This is a genomic window from Dawidia cretensis (assembly GCF_018598175.1).
GTDB lineage: Bacteria > Bacteroidota > Bacteroidia > Cytophagales > Cyclobacteriaceae > Ohtaekwangia > Ohtaekwangia cretensis.
Map to the genome: position 1 here is coordinate 1 of NZ_JAHESE010000175.1, position 297 is coordinate 297.

Below are 297 nucleotides of genomic sequence, written 5' to 3' on the forward strand. Positions count from 1 at the left end.
GACGCAACCCGTCCTGGGTCTGATATTTATTCGGGTTCGTCGCGTATGTCGACCACGCCGCCTGCACCGTTGGCAAGCCTGCCCGCAGCCGTACGGCATTGATATAGCCATAGGCTTCTTCACCGGGACCGTTGAGCTCGTTCAGCGCTTCGGCACATAACAGGTACAAGCCCGCAAGCCGTATCACCGGCAGGTGGAAGTGCACGGGCTGGAAGCCGTCGTCGTATACCGACAGGTAATGCACGAGCTTTTTAGGCCAGTACCCCGTGATGTTGATGGTATTACGGTCTTTCGGAC

Annotated in this window: 1 protein-coding gene; it reads right to left on the reverse strand. The window is 57.6% G+C overall.

Annotated features, from left to right (window positions below; genetic code table 11):
• Positions 1-297 (reverse strand): RagB/SusD family nutrient uptake outer membrane protein (locus tag KK062_RS30255; RefSeq protein ID WP_254088115.1); only part of this gene is annotated, 297 nt, incomplete at both ends.